This window comes from Mycobacterium sp. IDUB_19, assembly GCF_055419445.1.
Genome location: NZ_JBVAXR010000008.1, coordinates 16265 through 29707 on the forward strand (window position 1 = coordinate 16265; position 13443 = coordinate 29707).

Annotated in this window: 12 protein-coding genes; 5 read left to right on the forward strand and 7 right to left on the reverse strand. The window is 66.5% G+C overall.

The genetic code is table 11. The annotated features are described in order from the left end of the window. Positions 1 to 82: 82 nt before the first annotated feature. From ACZY0B_RS09040 to stf0, 4 genes are all read right to left on the reverse strand, one after another. Positions 83 to 1201 (reverse strand): YeiH family protein, encoded by a 1119-nt coding sequence (locus tag ACZY0B_RS09040; RefSeq protein ID WP_463763755.1) that lies wholly within the window; start codon positions 1199 to 1201, stop codon positions 83 to 85. A 176-nt stretch (positions 1202 to 1377) separates the two neighbouring features. Further along, positions 1378 to 3297 (reverse strand): adenylyl-sulfate kinase, encoded by a 1920-nt coding sequence (cysC, locus tag ACZY0B_RS09045; RefSeq protein WP_463763756.1) that lies wholly within the window; start codon positions 3295 to 3297, stop codon positions 1378 to 1380. Continuing rightward, entirely contained in the window at positions 3297 to 4211 is a 915-nt protein-coding gene (gene cysD / locus ACZY0B_RS09050; protein WP_463763757.1) for a sulfate adenylyltransferase subunit CysD, read from the reverse strand. The genes cysC and cysD overlap by 1 nt, the downstream gene beginning before the upstream one ends. Beyond that, positions 4208 to 5011 (reverse strand): trehalose 2-sulfotransferase, encoded by an 804-nt coding sequence (gene stf0 / locus ACZY0B_RS09055; RefSeq protein WP_463763758.1) that lies wholly within the window; start codon positions 5009 to 5011, stop codon positions 4208 to 4210. The genes cysD and stf0 overlap by 4 nt, the downstream gene beginning before the upstream one ends. Positions 5012 to 5213: 202 nt before the next feature. Here stf0 and ACZY0B_RS09060 point away from each other — a divergent pair, with 202 nt between their 5' ends. From ACZY0B_RS09060 to ACZY0B_RS09070, 3 genes are read left to right on the forward strand one after another with little or no spacing between them, the layout of a single operon-like run. Continuing rightward, positions 5214 to 5510, forward strand: a complete 297-nt coding sequence (locus ACZY0B_RS09060) for a hypothetical protein (protein WP_463763759.1) — start codon at positions 5214 to 5216, stop codon at positions 5508 to 5510. 2 nt (positions 5511 to 5512) lie between these two features. Then, a complete protein-coding gene (locus ACZY0B_RS09065; protein ID WP_463763760.1) occupies positions 5513 to 6550 on the forward strand; it encodes a hypothetical protein in 1038 nt (345 codons plus the stop codon). 33 nt (positions 6551 to 6583) lie between these two features. Continuing rightward, complete coding sequence (locus ACZY0B_RS09070; protein WP_463763761.1) at positions 6584 to 6775, forward strand: hypothetical protein; 192 nt, start codon at positions 6584 to 6586, stop codon at positions 6773 to 6775. A 547-nt stretch (positions 6776 to 7322) separates the two neighbouring features. Here ACZY0B_RS09070 and ACZY0B_RS09075 read toward each other — a convergent pair. Next, positions 7323 to 8921 carry a PucR family transcriptional regulator gene (locus tag ACZY0B_RS09075; protein ID WP_463763762.1) on the reverse strand — a complete coding sequence of 533 codons (1599 nt, stop codon included), beginning with the start codon at positions 8919 to 8921 and terminating at the stop codon, positions 7323 to 7325. 83 nt (positions 8922 to 9004) lie between these two features. Between ACZY0B_RS09075 and pruA the strand changes: the two genes are divergently transcribed. Together pruA and ACZY0B_RS09085 are read left to right on the forward strand one after the other, a co-directional pair. Further along, positions 9005 to 10636: an L-glutamate gamma-semialdehyde dehydrogenase gene (gene pruA, locus ACZY0B_RS09080; protein WP_463763763.1), complete on the forward strand. Its 1632-nt coding sequence runs from the start codon at positions 9005 to 9007 to the stop codon at positions 10634 to 10636. Continuing rightward, positions 10636 to 11604, forward strand: coding sequence for a proline dehydrogenase family protein (locus ACZY0B_RS09085; protein ID WP_463763764.1), 969 nt, complete (start codon positions 10636 to 10638; stop codon positions 11602 to 11604). The genes pruA and ACZY0B_RS09085 overlap by 1 nt, the downstream gene beginning before the upstream one ends. A gap of 137 nt (positions 11605 to 11741) precedes the next feature. On the opposite strand, the gene ACZY0B_RS09090 is transcribed toward ACZY0B_RS09085, so the two are convergent. Further along, a complete protein-coding gene (locus ACZY0B_RS09090) occupies positions 11742 to 12359 on the reverse strand; it encodes a TetR/AcrR family transcriptional regulator (protein ID WP_463763765.1) in 618 nt (205 codons plus the stop codon). Next, positions 12356 to 13426, reverse strand: a complete 1071-nt coding sequence (locus ACZY0B_RS09095; RefSeq protein WP_463763766.1) for a zinc-binding dehydrogenase — start codon at positions 13424 to 13426, stop codon at positions 12356 to 12358. The genes ACZY0B_RS09090 and ACZY0B_RS09095 overlap by 4 nt, the downstream gene beginning before the upstream one ends. Positions 13427 to 13443: the final 17 nt, after the last annotated feature.

The window sequence follows — 13443 nt, forward strand, 5'->3', positions numbered from 1 at the left end:
TAACGACGGACGAGTTCTGCATGGGCGTCACGTTACCGTCTTGCCCGCGGACCGGCGTGTTGCGCCTCGCGAGATTCTCTCGCTAGATGCTTACGCCCCAATGGAATACGCGCGAGGTCAGCAGGACGATGCCCAGCGAGACCGTCGCGACGACTGTGAGTCCTATCACAGCCACGACGAGAGGGCGCCATCCGGTGCGCGCGATTTGGCGGAAATCGGTGTTGAGCCCGACGCCGGCGAAGGTGAGGAGAAACGCCCATTTCGACACGTTCGCCAGGTTGGTGGTTTGCCCCTTCGTCAGCCAGCCGGCGGTCGCGATCGCCGACACCGCCAGGAAACCCAGCACGAACTTCGGGAATTTCTGCCAGATGAACGCCGCCTTGGCTTTTGCGCCGGGGGCGATCTCATCGGCCTGTCCGCGCGCGGCCCAGTACAGCGCGAAACCCAGGACGACAAACCCGATCAGCGCGTTGCGGGTCGACTTGACCAGCACCGCGATCTTGCCGGCGTGGTCGGAGTACAGGTAGCCGGTGGCGGTGGTCTCGGCAGTGTTGTCCACGGAAAGACCTGCCCACAGCCCGAATTCGTGATCCGTCAGCCCGATCGCATGTCCCAGCGGCGGCAGCACGAACAGCGACACCGCGCCCAACGCCAGGATGGCCGCGATGGCGTAGCTGACCTCGGAGTTGCGGGCGCGGATCGCGCCCTTGGCCGCCACGATCGCCGACACCCCGCAAATCGACGTGCCTATCGCCAGCAGCGAGCCCAGCTTGCCGGATAACCCGAAAGCCCGCGCCACCACGATGATGACGGTTCCGGCGATCGTCATGTCCACCAGAATCTGGACCAGGCTGATCGCGCCGAGCTTGGCGATATCGCCGAGCACGAAACGCGCGCCCAGCACCACGATCCCGATCTTGAGCCAGAATTCGTAAGTCTGCACGCCCGGACGAAATATCCGGTGCAGGCCGACGGTGTTGGTGATCAGCAGCCCAATCACAATGGCCCACAACACGTATTCGATATCGGGCAACCGCCAGTGTTCGTGTTTGGCGAGCGTGTTCCACCAGATCTGGGCGTATTTGCCCAGCAGGCCGACGGCGATCAGCAGCAAAACACCCGGCAGGTAGTCCAGCGGCCGCCTGCTGGTAAAGGTCGGTTCTTCCAGCGTTTCTTGCGGCTCGATTCCAGTGGTGCTCATGCGGTCACCACGGAATCTTTCCGAGCGCATCGGCCACCGCCAACGCGGCGATCGCACCGGCGACCACAGTCGCCCACCAGTCCACCGATATCGAGCCGACCCGCTCGCGCCAATCACTCACGCACGCATATTTGCCTGCGCGGCGCCGCAGACCAAGTGATTAGATCGCGCTGAATCTAGGTAGCGGGCCGTTGTGGGCTGCGCTCGTCGAGTAGCGCGATGACCGCAGCGGCGAGATCGTCGATGTTGGCGACGGAGGTGTCGAGCACGAGGTCCGGGTTTTCCGGTGGTTCGTAAGGCGCGTCGACACCGGTCAGGCCCTTGAGTTCACCTCTGCGCGCACGTGCGTAAAGGCCTTTGGGATCCCGTCTTTCGCATTCGGCCAGTGAGGTGGCGACGTGCACCTCGATGAAAGGCAGCTTGGCGGCAGCGTTGAGTGCTCGGGCGGTCTCGCGGTCCGACTTGAGTGGCGACACCAGCGAGGCCAGTGCGACCACGCCCGCGTCGGCCAGCAGTCGAGTCAAATGGCCGACGCGCCTGATATTTTCGGTGCGATCGCCGGGGGAGAAGCCCAAATCGTCCGACAGGCCATGGCGCAGGTTGTCGCCGTCCAACAGGTAGGCCACCCGTCCGGATTCGACGAGTGCCCGCTCCACGGCCACCGCGACCGTCGACTTGCCGGATGCGGGCAGGCCGGTGAACCAGATTGTTGCCCCGGCCTGTCCGGTGGCGTGCCACCGATGGCCACGGTCCAGTGCCGAGGGATGCCAGCGGATGTCGGTGCGCGGGTGGGTGCCGGGCTTGACCTCTCGGGCCTCGATGATGGTGCCGGCACCGACGGTGTCGTTGGTGGTCTCGTCGATCAGGATGAAAGCACCGCTGTCGCGGTTGTCGGTGTAGCTGTCGGCGATCACGACTGAGCTGGTGCGCAGGGTTACGGTGCCGATGTCGTTGAGCACCAACTCAACTGGCTGATCGAGCTCGTCGAGCGTCTCGGGATCCAGCCGCGAGTGCAGCGCCTGCACGGTGGCCCGAACGGTCTTGCTGGTCTGCTTGAGGGCCAGCCGGTCACCGGCCCGCAGCGGAGTGTCGACGAACCAGCACACGGTCGCGTCGAGTTCCCGGGCGGGTACCGGCAGGACGGCGTCGTCGGCCCCGCTGACCAGTACGTCGCCGCGGCCCACGTCGATGTCGTCGGACAGCTCGATCGAAACCGACAGCGGGGCAACACCTGTGGTGCGCTCATCGTCCAGGGTGTCCAGCGCGGTTACCGTCGATCGGGTGCCGGCGGGCAGCGAGATCACCGGGTCGCCGACGGACAGCGTTCCCGCCGCGAGCCGTCCGGTGTAGCGGCGCCGCACGTCGGCGGTGGGCCGCGAAACCCATTGCACGGGTAGGCGCAGCCGCGACGGCTCGGCGTTCGGCGCGGCCAGTTCGATGCTCTCCAGGTACTCGAGCAGAGTCGGGCCGCTGTACCAGGGCGTGCGGTCGGAGCGGTGCACGACGTTGTCGCCGTGCTTGGCGGCGATCGGGATCACCGTGATGTCGACCTCGCCCAGCCGTGCCGCCAATTGCCGCAGCTGGTCCTCCACGTCGGCGAACCCGGACTGGTCGAAGTCGATCAGGTCGATCTTGTTGACGGTCGCAACAAAGTGCTTGATGCCCAACAGCTTTGCGATTCGGGCGTGCCGGCGGGTCTGCCTGAGCACTCCGGCGCGCGCGTCGACCAGCAGGATGGCCACGTGGGCGTTGGAGGCGCCGGTGAACATGTTGCGGGTGTAGCGCTCGTGGCCGGGAGTATCGGCCAGGATGTAGCTTCGGGCGGCGGTGGAGAAGAACCGGTAGGCGACGTCGATCGTGATGCCCTGTTCGCGTTCGGCGCGCAAACCGTCCGACAGCGCCGCGAGGTCGGCGATGCCTTCCTCGTCGGTCACGGCTTCCAGGTGATCCAGCGGCAGGCTGTCGGTGTCGTGCAGCAGGCGCCCGATCAGGGTGCTCTTACCGTCGTCGACCGAACCCGCGGTGGCGATGCGCAGCAGCTGGCGGGTAATGCCCTTGGCGGGCAAGGTCTTTGCGGTGTCCTCGGTGGCCGTCATCAGAAGTAGCCCTCTCGCTTGCGGTCTTCCATTGCGGCGGCCGACGTGCGGTCGTCAGCTCGCGTTTCGCCGCGCTCGGACACTGTCGCGGCTGAGATCTCGGTGATCACCCCGGCGATGTCGGTGGCCCGCGAACGCACCGCGCCGGTGATGGTCAGGTCGCCGACGGTGCGGTAGCGCACCCACTCGACGGCCGATGTTTCGCTGCCGTGGGGATTGGCGTACTCCGACACCGCCAGCAGAATGCCGTCGCGCTCGAACACCTCGCGTTCGTGTGCGTAGTAAATCGTCGGTATCTCAAGGTCTTCCAGCTCGATGTAGCGCCAGACATCCAGTTCGGTCCAGTTACTCAGCGGGAACACCCGCACCTGCTCGCCCTTCTTGATCCGGCCGTTGTACAGCGACCAGGGCTCTGGGCGTTGTGCGCGTGGATCCCACTGACCGAACTCGTCGCGGAAGCTCAGGATGCGTTCCTTGGCGCGGGCCCGCTCCTCGTCGCGGCGGGCGCCACCGAAGGCCGCGTCGAATTCACCGGCCTCCAACGCGTCGAGGAGGGTGCGCGTTTGCGCCCGGTTGCGCGACGCGCCGGGTCCGGGATCGGGGACCCGGCCATTGTCGATGGACTCCTGAACCGACGCGACGATCAACTTGTGCCCGTGGCCGGTGACTCTGCGGTCGCGAAATTCGATGACCTCGCCGAAGTTGTGACCGGTGTCGACGTGCATCACCGGGAACGGCAGCGGCAGTGGCCGAAATGCCTTCTCCGCCAGACGGATTAGCACGATCGAGTCCTTGCCGGCCGAAAACAGCAGGACCGGCCGCTCGAGTTCGGCGACGACCTCGCGGATGATGTGCACCGCTTCTGCTTCCAGCAGCCGCAATTCGTCCACGCGGGTTTCGGTCGTGGTGGTCATGTCGGTAGCCCCTCTCTTTCGGCTTCCGCCCGGTACCGGTCCACCCAGTCGTCGGAACGTTGGTCGGCTTGGCGCTCCAGCACCGGTCGGGGCGCCAGCTGTGGGTCGAGGCCCAATGCCTCGAGGATGGTGCCCACCACCTGAGTGAGGTTGCGCCACAACACCGGATACGGAATTTCCATCGGCTTGACGTCTTCTTCGGCAAACCAGTTTCGCCAGCCTTGTTCCTGGGCGCGCAGCATCGTGATGACGTGCGCGATGGCGCCCGCGTGATAGGTGGCGCGCGCATCGCGGACCGGGTCGGGCCGCCCGCGCCAGACCCGGGTCTGCACCGCGCGCCAGAACGACACCGCCTGCGAGACCACATCGGGCCGATAGACATAGACGAGGAGTGGGTCCTCACCGACGACATCGCGGATCGCGGACAACAGGCCATCGCCCGACCGATTCGGCAGACTGTCGGCGCGCTCCAGCAGCAGCGGCGTCTGGTTCCACATCAGCTTGCCGCCCCAGATACCGTTCGGTGTTCTGCCGACGGTGCGGATGTAGTCGCGCCAGATCTCGGCGGGCGCGAGGTCCGGCTTTCCTTCGTCCAGCGGATCGAGCAGGCTCAAAATCGACTCGTCGTCGATGCCGGTGAACCACTCGCGCGGCTGCGGGGACTGGCTGGTGGTCGGCAGATACTGGAAGAACTCCTGGGGCTCGCCGGCCACGCCGGTCGCGCGCAACGATTCGACGAGCAGCGTGCTGCCGCTGCGCTGGGAAGCCAGCACCAAGTAGGACGACGGATTTACTGCCACCAGCAAAGCCTAGCCGGACGGAAATCCGCTGCAACACGCAGATTTACGTTCACGCTGAGCATAACTAAGGCGGCTGATTGCGCTCGGCGACGTGCAGGTCGTTGAGTGCGCGTTCGGTGTTGATGCGGTGGGTGCCGTCTCGAGGTGCCGCCGCGCAAAGGTGACTACCGGCCTGCCCGCAACTCGCCCTAAACTTCGGCGCATGGGGACGAACGAACTAAAGGTGCCCTCCGACCAGCTCCTACAGGCAGCCACTCAATGGCAAGGCTTGAGCGCCGGGCTTACCAGCGCGGCGCCTTCACCGGGGCAACCGTTTCAACCGACCACGGCGGCGATCAGCGCGATCGACGCGGCAATCGGGGTGGGCGCGGCAGCGTGCGCGGCCCGCATTCAAGAGACCGCGACCACAGTCACGTCGGCCGCTGCTGGCTACGCAAACCAAGATGCCCGCGGGCAGGGCCAACTCGCAGCTGTCGCACCGCCGGTCGTGATGGTGTGACGATGGCGCCGACACTTTCGCAACTGCAGGCGTGGGACACCGACCATTTGATCAACGCCGCCACCTCCTGGACGAATACGGCCAACCGCTGGGAAGACTCATTCACCCAGGTTCGCAACCAGTCCAACACGATGGGGTGGGACGGCCAAGGCGGCGAGGCAGTGCGTAGCCGAGCCGGTGGCGACCTGGCCACGGTGAGCACCAGAGCCGACCAACTACGAAACGCCGCCCAGGTTGCGCGCACCGGGGCCGGCAACATCAGCGCGGCGCAGCGACGAGCGCTGTATGCCGTCGAAGACGCCGAGAAGGAAGGCTTCCAGGTTGGTGAGGACCTGTCGGTCACCGACACCCGCACCAGTCGAACAGTCGCAGAGCAAGCCGCTCGTCAAGCTCAAGCGCAAGCATTCGCCGGTGACATCAACCAACGCGCCGCGCAACTGCTGGCCGTCGAAACCGACACGTCGGGACAACTCACCGCAGCGGCCGGCAATGTCGGCAGCCTGAACTTTCCGGGAGTATCGGGCGGCGCGGGCGGTCAAGTTGGCTTGGGGTCACCGGATGGCCAGATCGTCAACGGGCCCAACCCGAGTGGGCCTCACATTCGATTGGTTGACGCGAACCAACCGGCTGACCCGCCGTCCCCCACACCGCAGATCGGACCCTTCCCGGTGCCACCGCAGGTCGCCGCGTCCGCACCCCCGGAACCCCCGCGTCCCCTTGATCCGACCGGCGGATTACTCACACCGCAGAACCTGCCCCCGGCCCCACCGCCGCCTAACATCCCAGGTGTGAAGCCCGCGCCAGCGCCAACCGCTGTTGCCGCCGGTCCGGCCGGTGCTGCTGGAGCCGTTAAGCCTCCCTGCAGCCCATACGACATGACGAAGGCCATCCTGGAGCCGCCGGGTGGCATGATTGCGATCCTGACCGCAGCTCCAGAAGGCGCGACCGGCGTCGGGATCCCCGCCGCGATCGGTCAAATCGCTCTCGGTACGGCGGCGGTCGCTGACGGCATGGACGCGGCCGACAAATGCCTACCTTGATGCCCGACAACAGCAGTGGATGAGGACGCGCGCGTGAAGACCAACTTCTTGTACGGCCCAGCGTTCTACACGGGGATGGCCGTGCTGTTCCTGGCCCTGTTTGTGTTGAATGCATGCACCCACGGCACGATGCTGGGCCTGATCAGTACCGGAGGCCTCGCCGTGTTGATGGCCTACCTCGCTTACCGGGCCTGGTCCCGCAAGCGTGATATCAACCAGCAATAGATCGGTAGTAGCCCCCCAGTTCGATTCTGCGGGCAGTTCGTTGGTTGCCTGGAGGTCGTCGCGATCCGGTCTGGTTGCCGGAGCGGCAGTCGTTGTGCCTCAGCGCTTCGCTTGCTGTCGACTCCCGCGGCGGCCTACCTAGGGTTGCGTGGGAGGTGGTGCAACCGCTTTTCCCGCCATGCAATCCTGAAGCTCCGGACTACCCGGGGCGAAGTCGAAGCCGCAGTTGCACTCGCGAACTTGCTGGGGCTTGGGAAGCGTATTGCAAAAGTCGGTGCCAGCCGAGGCCGATGGTGCGGTCCACATAACGGCCAGGGCTGTCGCTGCAGCACCGACCGTGGCCATCAATACTCTCGTCTTCATGTTGGGATTCCTGTTCTCTGGAAGACGACGGCACTCTGTCGCTGCTGGTTAGGGCAGGGACAGCAGTTGTAGCACTACGCTAACCCGCGCTGCCAGATTTTTCTTGCCGGGTCAGGGTGCGGTGCCTGGGCAGCCAACGGCAGTGGCGCCCAGAATGCCTTTAGACTCCCCATCGCCGCCGCACTCAAGCCCGACGCTCCAGCACCCGCAGACCCAGGGAGAACAGCAGCCGCACTTCGGGATCGCCCAGTGAGGTGGACAGCAGCTTCTCGATCCGGCGCACCCGATAGCGGACCGTGTTGGGATGCACCCGCAACCACTGCGCGGCCGCCGCGATGTCGCCGAAGCTGTCCAGGTAGACCCGAAGAGTCTGCGCCAGCACCGGGTCCTGCGCCCGCAGGTCGCGTATTCGCGGATCAACCAACCGCTCGTCGGATCCCACCATCGTGACGACCTCGTCGAGCAGGACGGTGGTTCGTGCCTCGTCCAACGAGGTCACTTGCCCGATCGAAATCGGATGTCGCTCGGCACTATCGAGCACGCGGTCGACCTCGCTGCGCGCGGCAGCGACGCCGGCCAAACCGGCGACCGGCGCCGCGATGGCCGCCCGCAGCCCGACTCCGAGTTCGGTGCGCAATGCGCTGATCGTGCCGCGGACCCACGAGGTGACCGAGCGGGCCGCCGAGGTCTGGGGCAGCAACACATAGATGCGCGAGCCATCCGACGCGACCTGTGCATCGCGGCGAAAAGCGCTGGCGCTCAACGCCAACACGTCCGTCAGCCTTGGGTGACGGGACCCGGTGTCCGTCGTATCCCAGGCGATCAACGCGGCGGTACCGTCGGCGGCCAGGCCCAGCTCGCGCGCGATGCCCGCCACGTCGCCCGGTTCGCCGTCGGTGAGGCCGAGCAGTTGTTGCACGCGCCGCGCCTGCGTCGACGGCCGGGCCGCCAGCCGGAACATGATCCGGGCGGCCAGCACCGCCGCACCGCGCAATATCTCCTCGGCGTCGTCGGCCAGCGGTGCCGAGCCCTGCTGCACCCAGATGGTGCCGGCGAACACCCGAGGTCGCCGCGGCCCGGCCGGCGGCTGATAGATGCCGATCGCCAACCGCGGACGCAGGCCCAGCTCCGGACGCTCGTCCACGCGGACCACCTCGCCGCTGGCCCGCAATGCGTCGAAGATGCCCCATTGGCCGATCCACTCCAGATGCTCGGGCGGCCCGGCCCGGCCCAGGATGGAAAGCCGGCGCAGCTCGTCGGCTTCGTCGTTGGAGGCCGAGTAGGCGAGCACGTGCGACTGCGCGTTTTCGATGCTGACCATGCCGTGGATGCGGTCGGCCAGCGACTGCGCCAAGCCGAACAGATCGGTGCCGGAGTCGTCCATCGGATCGGCGCGATCGCCGTGATGCTCCAAGACGTGGTTGACCAACTGGTAGATCCGCTCCCAGCGGGCCTGTGGCTCGACGGCCACCACCGCCGACCCGACCGCGACGGCTTTGGTCACCAGTGTGGGCGACGGCTCCTTGGCGAAGATCGCCACCGGGGCGCGCTCGCGTGCCTGCTTGTCGATCCATCGCAGCGCCTCGTCGTCGTCGACGCCGAGCAGGAAGAACACGTCGGCCGACCCGGCGGCCGCCGCCAGGCCCAGGCGGACGTCGTCGGAATCGATCAGCGCCGCCGACCCCACCGGCAGGTCCAGGCCGCGCGGGGCGTCCACCAGGCTGACCAGCGTCGCATCCAGCGCGAGCAGCAGCTGGCCCAGTCCGACCCCAGGCACCCGCATGTTGTCCGATTTTACTACCAAGTTCGCCTGATCTTGTCCAATCAGCTAACAGTATGTACGGCCGCGCCGAGGATCCTGACACCATGGACGCGATCACCCAGGTGCCAACACCGGTCAACGAGCCGGTCCACGACTACGCCCCGCACGCGCCGGAACGCGCCCGCCTGCGTGCCGAACTCGCCGAGCTGGCCGACCATCCGATGGAACTCCCGCACGTCATCGGCGGTAAACACCGGATGGGCGACGGTGAGCGTATCGACGTCGTCCAACCGCATCGGCACGCCGCCACGCTGGGCACCCTGACCAACGCCGGGCACGCCGACGCGACGGCAGCTATCGAGGCCGCGACGGCCGCGAAGAACGACTGGGCGGCAATGCCTTTCGACGAGCGCGCCGCGGTGTTCCTGCGGGCCGCCGACCTACTGGCGGGTCCGTGGCGGGAGAAGATCGCCGCCGCGACGATGCTTGGCCAATCCAAGTCCGTCTACCAGGCCGAGATCGATTCTCCTTGCGAGCAAATCGATTTCTGGCGGTTCAATGTGGCCTTCGCCCGTCAGATCATGGCGCAACAGCCGGTCAGCGGTCCGGGGGAGTGGAACCGCAGCGAGTACCGCCCGCTGGATGGTTTCGTCTACGCGATCACGCCGTTCAACTTCACCTCGATCGCCGGCAACCTGCCGACGGCGCCCGCGCTGATGGGAAACACCGTGGTGTGGAAGCCGTCGATCACCCAGACGCTGTCGGCATATCTGACCATGCGGCTGCTCGAGGCCGCCGGACTGCCGCCCGGGGTGATCAACCTGGTCACCGGCGACGGCCTCGCGGTTTCCGATGTCGCACTGACCGATCCACGGCTGGCCGGCATCCACTTCACCGGATCGACGGCCACCTTCCAGCGCCTGTGGCAGCAGGTGGGCACCAACATCAGCCACTACCAAAGCTATCCGCGTCTGGTCGGTGAGACCGGCGGTAAGGACTTTGTGGTCGCACACGCCTCGGCACGCCCGGATGTGTTGTGCACGGCGCTGATTCGCGGGGCTTTCGACTACCAGGGCCAGAAGTGCTCGGCGGCGTCGCGGGCATTCATCCCACATTCGGTGTGGCAGCACATGGGTGACGACTTCCTGGCCGCCACGGCTTCATTGAGCTACGGCGACATCACCGACCTGACGAACTACGGCGGCGCACTGATCGACCGGCGGGCATTCAGCAAGAACGTCAATGCCATCGAGCGGGCCAAGGGCGCGGCCGGTGTCACCATCGCGGTGGGTGGCGAATACGACGACAGCGTGGGCTATTTCGTCCGCCCGACCGTGCTGCTGTCCGACGACCCGACCGACGAATCTTTCGCGACCGAGTACTTCGGCCCGCTGCTGTCGGTGCACGTCTACCCCGACGATTCCTACGAGCGCATCCTCGATGTGATCGACACCGGGTCGCGTTACGCGCTGACCGGCGCGGTGATCGCCGACGACCGCCAAGCCGTGCTCACCGCGCAGGACCGGTTGCGGTTCGCGGCCGGGAACTTCTACGTCAACGACAAGCCGACCGGGGCCGTCGTCGGGCGCCAGCCGTTCGGGGGTTCCCGCGGCTCGGGGACCAACGACAAGGCCGGTTCGGTGCTGAATCTGTTGCGCTGGACGTCGGCACGGACCATCAAGGAGACGTTCGTCCCGGCCACGCAGCACACCTACCCGCACATGGAGTCCGACTGATGGCCGGCGTATTCGCCAACACGCTACGGCCGGCCATCATGGCCGCCAGCCGGCGTCACGGATTGCGTCGCGCCGCCGAAGGGCTGCCGGTCACCCGTAAGGTGGTGCACCGCTTCGTCCCCGGCGAGACGATCGGCTCCGCGCTGAATAGCGTTGCCGCCCTGCGTGCGTCGAGCCGCCTGGTCAGCATCGACTACCTGGGCGAGGACGTCTGCGATACCGACGGCGCCGATGCGGCCGTGCGGACCTACCTGGACCTGATCGAGAACCTGGGCCGCCTCGGCGAGCGTGCCGGTGACGGCGTCCGGCCGCTGGAGGTCTCGGTCAAGCTGTCCGCGCTCGGGCAATCGCTGCGGCGCGACGGCGAAAAGATCGCCCGGGAGAACGCGTGGTCGATCTGCGATGCCGCCGGGCGGGCCGGCGTGTGGGTGACGGTGGACGCCGAGAACCACACCACGACCGATTCGACGCTGTCCATCGTGCGTGACCTGCGTGCCGAATTTCCTTGGCTGGGAACGGTTTTACAGGCCTACCTGAAGCGTACGTTAGGCGATTGCGCGGAATTCGCCGCCGCTGGGGCCCGGATCCGGCTGTGCAAGGGCGCGTACGACGAGCCGGCATCGGTGGCCCACCGGGACCGCGACGAGGTCACCGACTCGTATCTGGCCTGCCTGCGGGTGTTGATGGCCGGGTCGGGTTATCCGATGGTGGCCTCGCACGACCCTGCGATCATCGAGGCGGTGCCGGCGATGCTCAGCGAATCAGACCGTGGCACCAGCGGTTTCGAATATCAGATGCTGTACGGCATCCGCGACGACGAACAGCGCCGACTGGCCGATGCCGGCAATCAAGTGCGGACGTATGTGCCCTTCGGCACGCAGTGGTACGGATACTTCATGCGCAGGCTGGCCGAACGCCCCGCCAACCTGACGTTCTTCTTGCGGGCACTGGCGCAACGCGGCCATTGAGTGTGCGGTCCGGGCTTTGAGTGTGCGCTCAAGGCGGCCTGGCCGGACAAATCCCGCCCTGACTGCACACTCGACGCCGGGGCGCGGGGCGCGGGGCGCGGGGCGCGGGGCGCGGGGCCGTGGCGCCGGGCGCAGCGCTACTGAGCCCGTCGCGGTCGCGGGCGCTCGCTGGCGAACCCGCGCACCACGTGCGCGCAGACGAACTCGGTGACGACGTCGGGATTGTCCATATCCCGGATCGGCGACGGAGTGCTGAACAGCGAGAACAGGATCCGCGCGAACCATTCGCCCGCGGCTTCGATGTCGAGATCTTTGCGGACCTCGCCGGTCAGCCTGGCCGCGGACAGATAGGGCGCGAGGAAGTCGACGCATTCACGAAGCAGCACGGCCGCGTCCTTGGTCAGCAGCAGGCTGACCGCGTCTTCGTCAAAGTACTTCTCCGAGGAGATGACCCGGCGCGCCTGCGTCACGAACACCGCCGCCGAACACAGCTTGTCCTCGAGGTTGCCACCCCGGTCCATCGCCTTCGTCATCTCGCGATAGAACCGCTCCGAGGCGTGCTCGGCGCATGCCTCCACGATGGCGGCCTTGTCGCTGAAGTACTCGTAGATGGTGCTACGCGACACCCCGGCCCGTTTGGCGATGTCGACGATCGTCGCTTTGTGCAAACCCTGCTTGCCGAAACACGAGAATGCGGAGTCGACGATGAGGTCGCGGGTATCGGTTGTCTGCGTCAACGCGGAAGCCTGTGTCATGGGACCAACGCCCCCCGGGGAACCAGGCCGGCGTCCGCCGAGGCGAACGCATCGTTGATATCGGTCAGATGAAACGGCTTGGGCATCAGCCGGCTGAACGGAAAACTGCTGTGCTGCAAGAAGGACAGACCGATTGCCAGCGTGACAGGGTCGTACAACATCACGCCCCGGATCGACTTGTTGCCGTAGACCAGCGCGCTCGGGTCGAGCTCGAAGGTTCGTCCCATCCCGACATTGCCGACCTCGAGCAGCGTGCCGCCGTTGTTCAGGAATGTGACACCGTCGGGAATGACGCCCGGCACACCGACGACCTCGAGCACCCAGTCGGCTCCGACGCCGTCGGTGAGTGCCCGGACCCCCTCGGCGACTTCGACGGTCGAGATATCACTCGCGTCGATGCAATGTGTGGCGCCGAAATCAGCTGCCACATCGAGGCGTTCAGCGATCTTGTCGATGACGATGACCGCGGAGGCGCCCGCGGTACGCGCGACGGCAGCGGCGTTGATGCCCAGCCCACCCGCACCCTGGATGACGACGGTGTCGCCCATCCGCACGTCGCGTAGCGCGAACAACACCTGGGCCAGCGCGCAATTGAGCGGCGCGACGGCCTCGTCGACAAGGTCCTCGGGCACCTTGTACAGCGGTTGCCGGCGGCTGGTGTAGTAGTACTCGCCGTAGGCGCCGACGAAGTGCGGTGCCTGCTCGTGGGTGCGGTATTCACCGGCCATCAGGTTCTGGCACGCGTGGGACCGGCCGCGTGCGCAGGCATGACATTCGCCGCAGAACCAAAAATACGGCGCCACAATGCGATCGCCGACGGCGAGCGGCTTACCGGTCGCGTCGCTGGTCAGTCCTTCGCCGAGCTCGGCGATCTCGCCGACCATCTCGTGGCCCATGGCATACGGACACGGCAACGGCAACTCGCCGCGGTAGATGTGTAGGTCAGATCCGCAGATCCCGGCCATCCGCAGTTTCAGCGCGGCGGTTCCCGGCGCCGGTGCCGACAGTGGAAACTCGGCAAGCTCGATCGGCCCACCGACTGCGGTCAACAGTGCGAGCTTTGGCATGGTGCCCTCCCCTCTCC

What these genes read in the sequence shown, in the direction of transcription:
- cysC (WP_463763756.1), bottom strand. Translation starts at nt 3,297, where the DNA reads ATGACGGCCACCGAGGACACCGCAAAGACCTTGCCCGCCAAGGGCATT.
- ACZY0B_RS09085 (WP_463763764.1), top strand. Translation starts at nt 10,636, where the DNA reads ATGGCCGGCGTATTCGCCAACACGCTACGGCCGGCCATCATGGCCGCC.
- ACZY0B_RS09060 (WP_463763759.1), top strand. Translation starts at nt 5,214, where the DNA reads ATGGGGACGAACGAACTAAAGGTGCCCTCCGACCAGCTCCTACAGGCA.
- ACZY0B_RS09040 (WP_463763755.1), bottom strand. Translation starts at nt 1,201, where the DNA reads ATGAGCACCACTGGAATCGAGCCGCAAGAAACGCTGGAAGAACCGACC.
- pruA (WP_463763763.1), top strand. Translation starts at nt 9,005, where the DNA reads ATGGACGCGATCACCCAGGTGCCAACACCGGTCAACGAGCCGGTCCAC.
- ACZY0B_RS09090 (WP_463763765.1), bottom strand. Translation starts at nt 12,359, where the DNA reads ATGACACAGGCTTCCGCGTTGACGCAGACAACCGATACCCGCGACCTC.
- ACZY0B_RS09065 (WP_463763760.1), top strand. Translation starts at nt 5,513, where the DNA reads ATGGCGCCGACACTTTCGCAACTGCAGGCGTGGGACACCGACCATTTG.
- cysD (WP_463763757.1), bottom strand. Translation starts at nt 4,211, where the DNA reads ATGACCACCACGACCGAAACCCGCGTGGACGAATTGCGGCTGCTGGAA.
- ACZY0B_RS09075 (WP_463763762.1), bottom strand. Translation starts at nt 8,921, where the DNA reads ATGCGGGTGCCTGGGGTCGGACTGGGCCAGCTGCTGCTCGCGCTGGAT.
- ACZY0B_RS09095 (WP_463763766.1), bottom strand. Translation starts at nt 13,426, where the DNA reads ATGCCAAAGCTCGCACTGTTGACCGCAGTCGGTGGGCCGATCGAGCTT.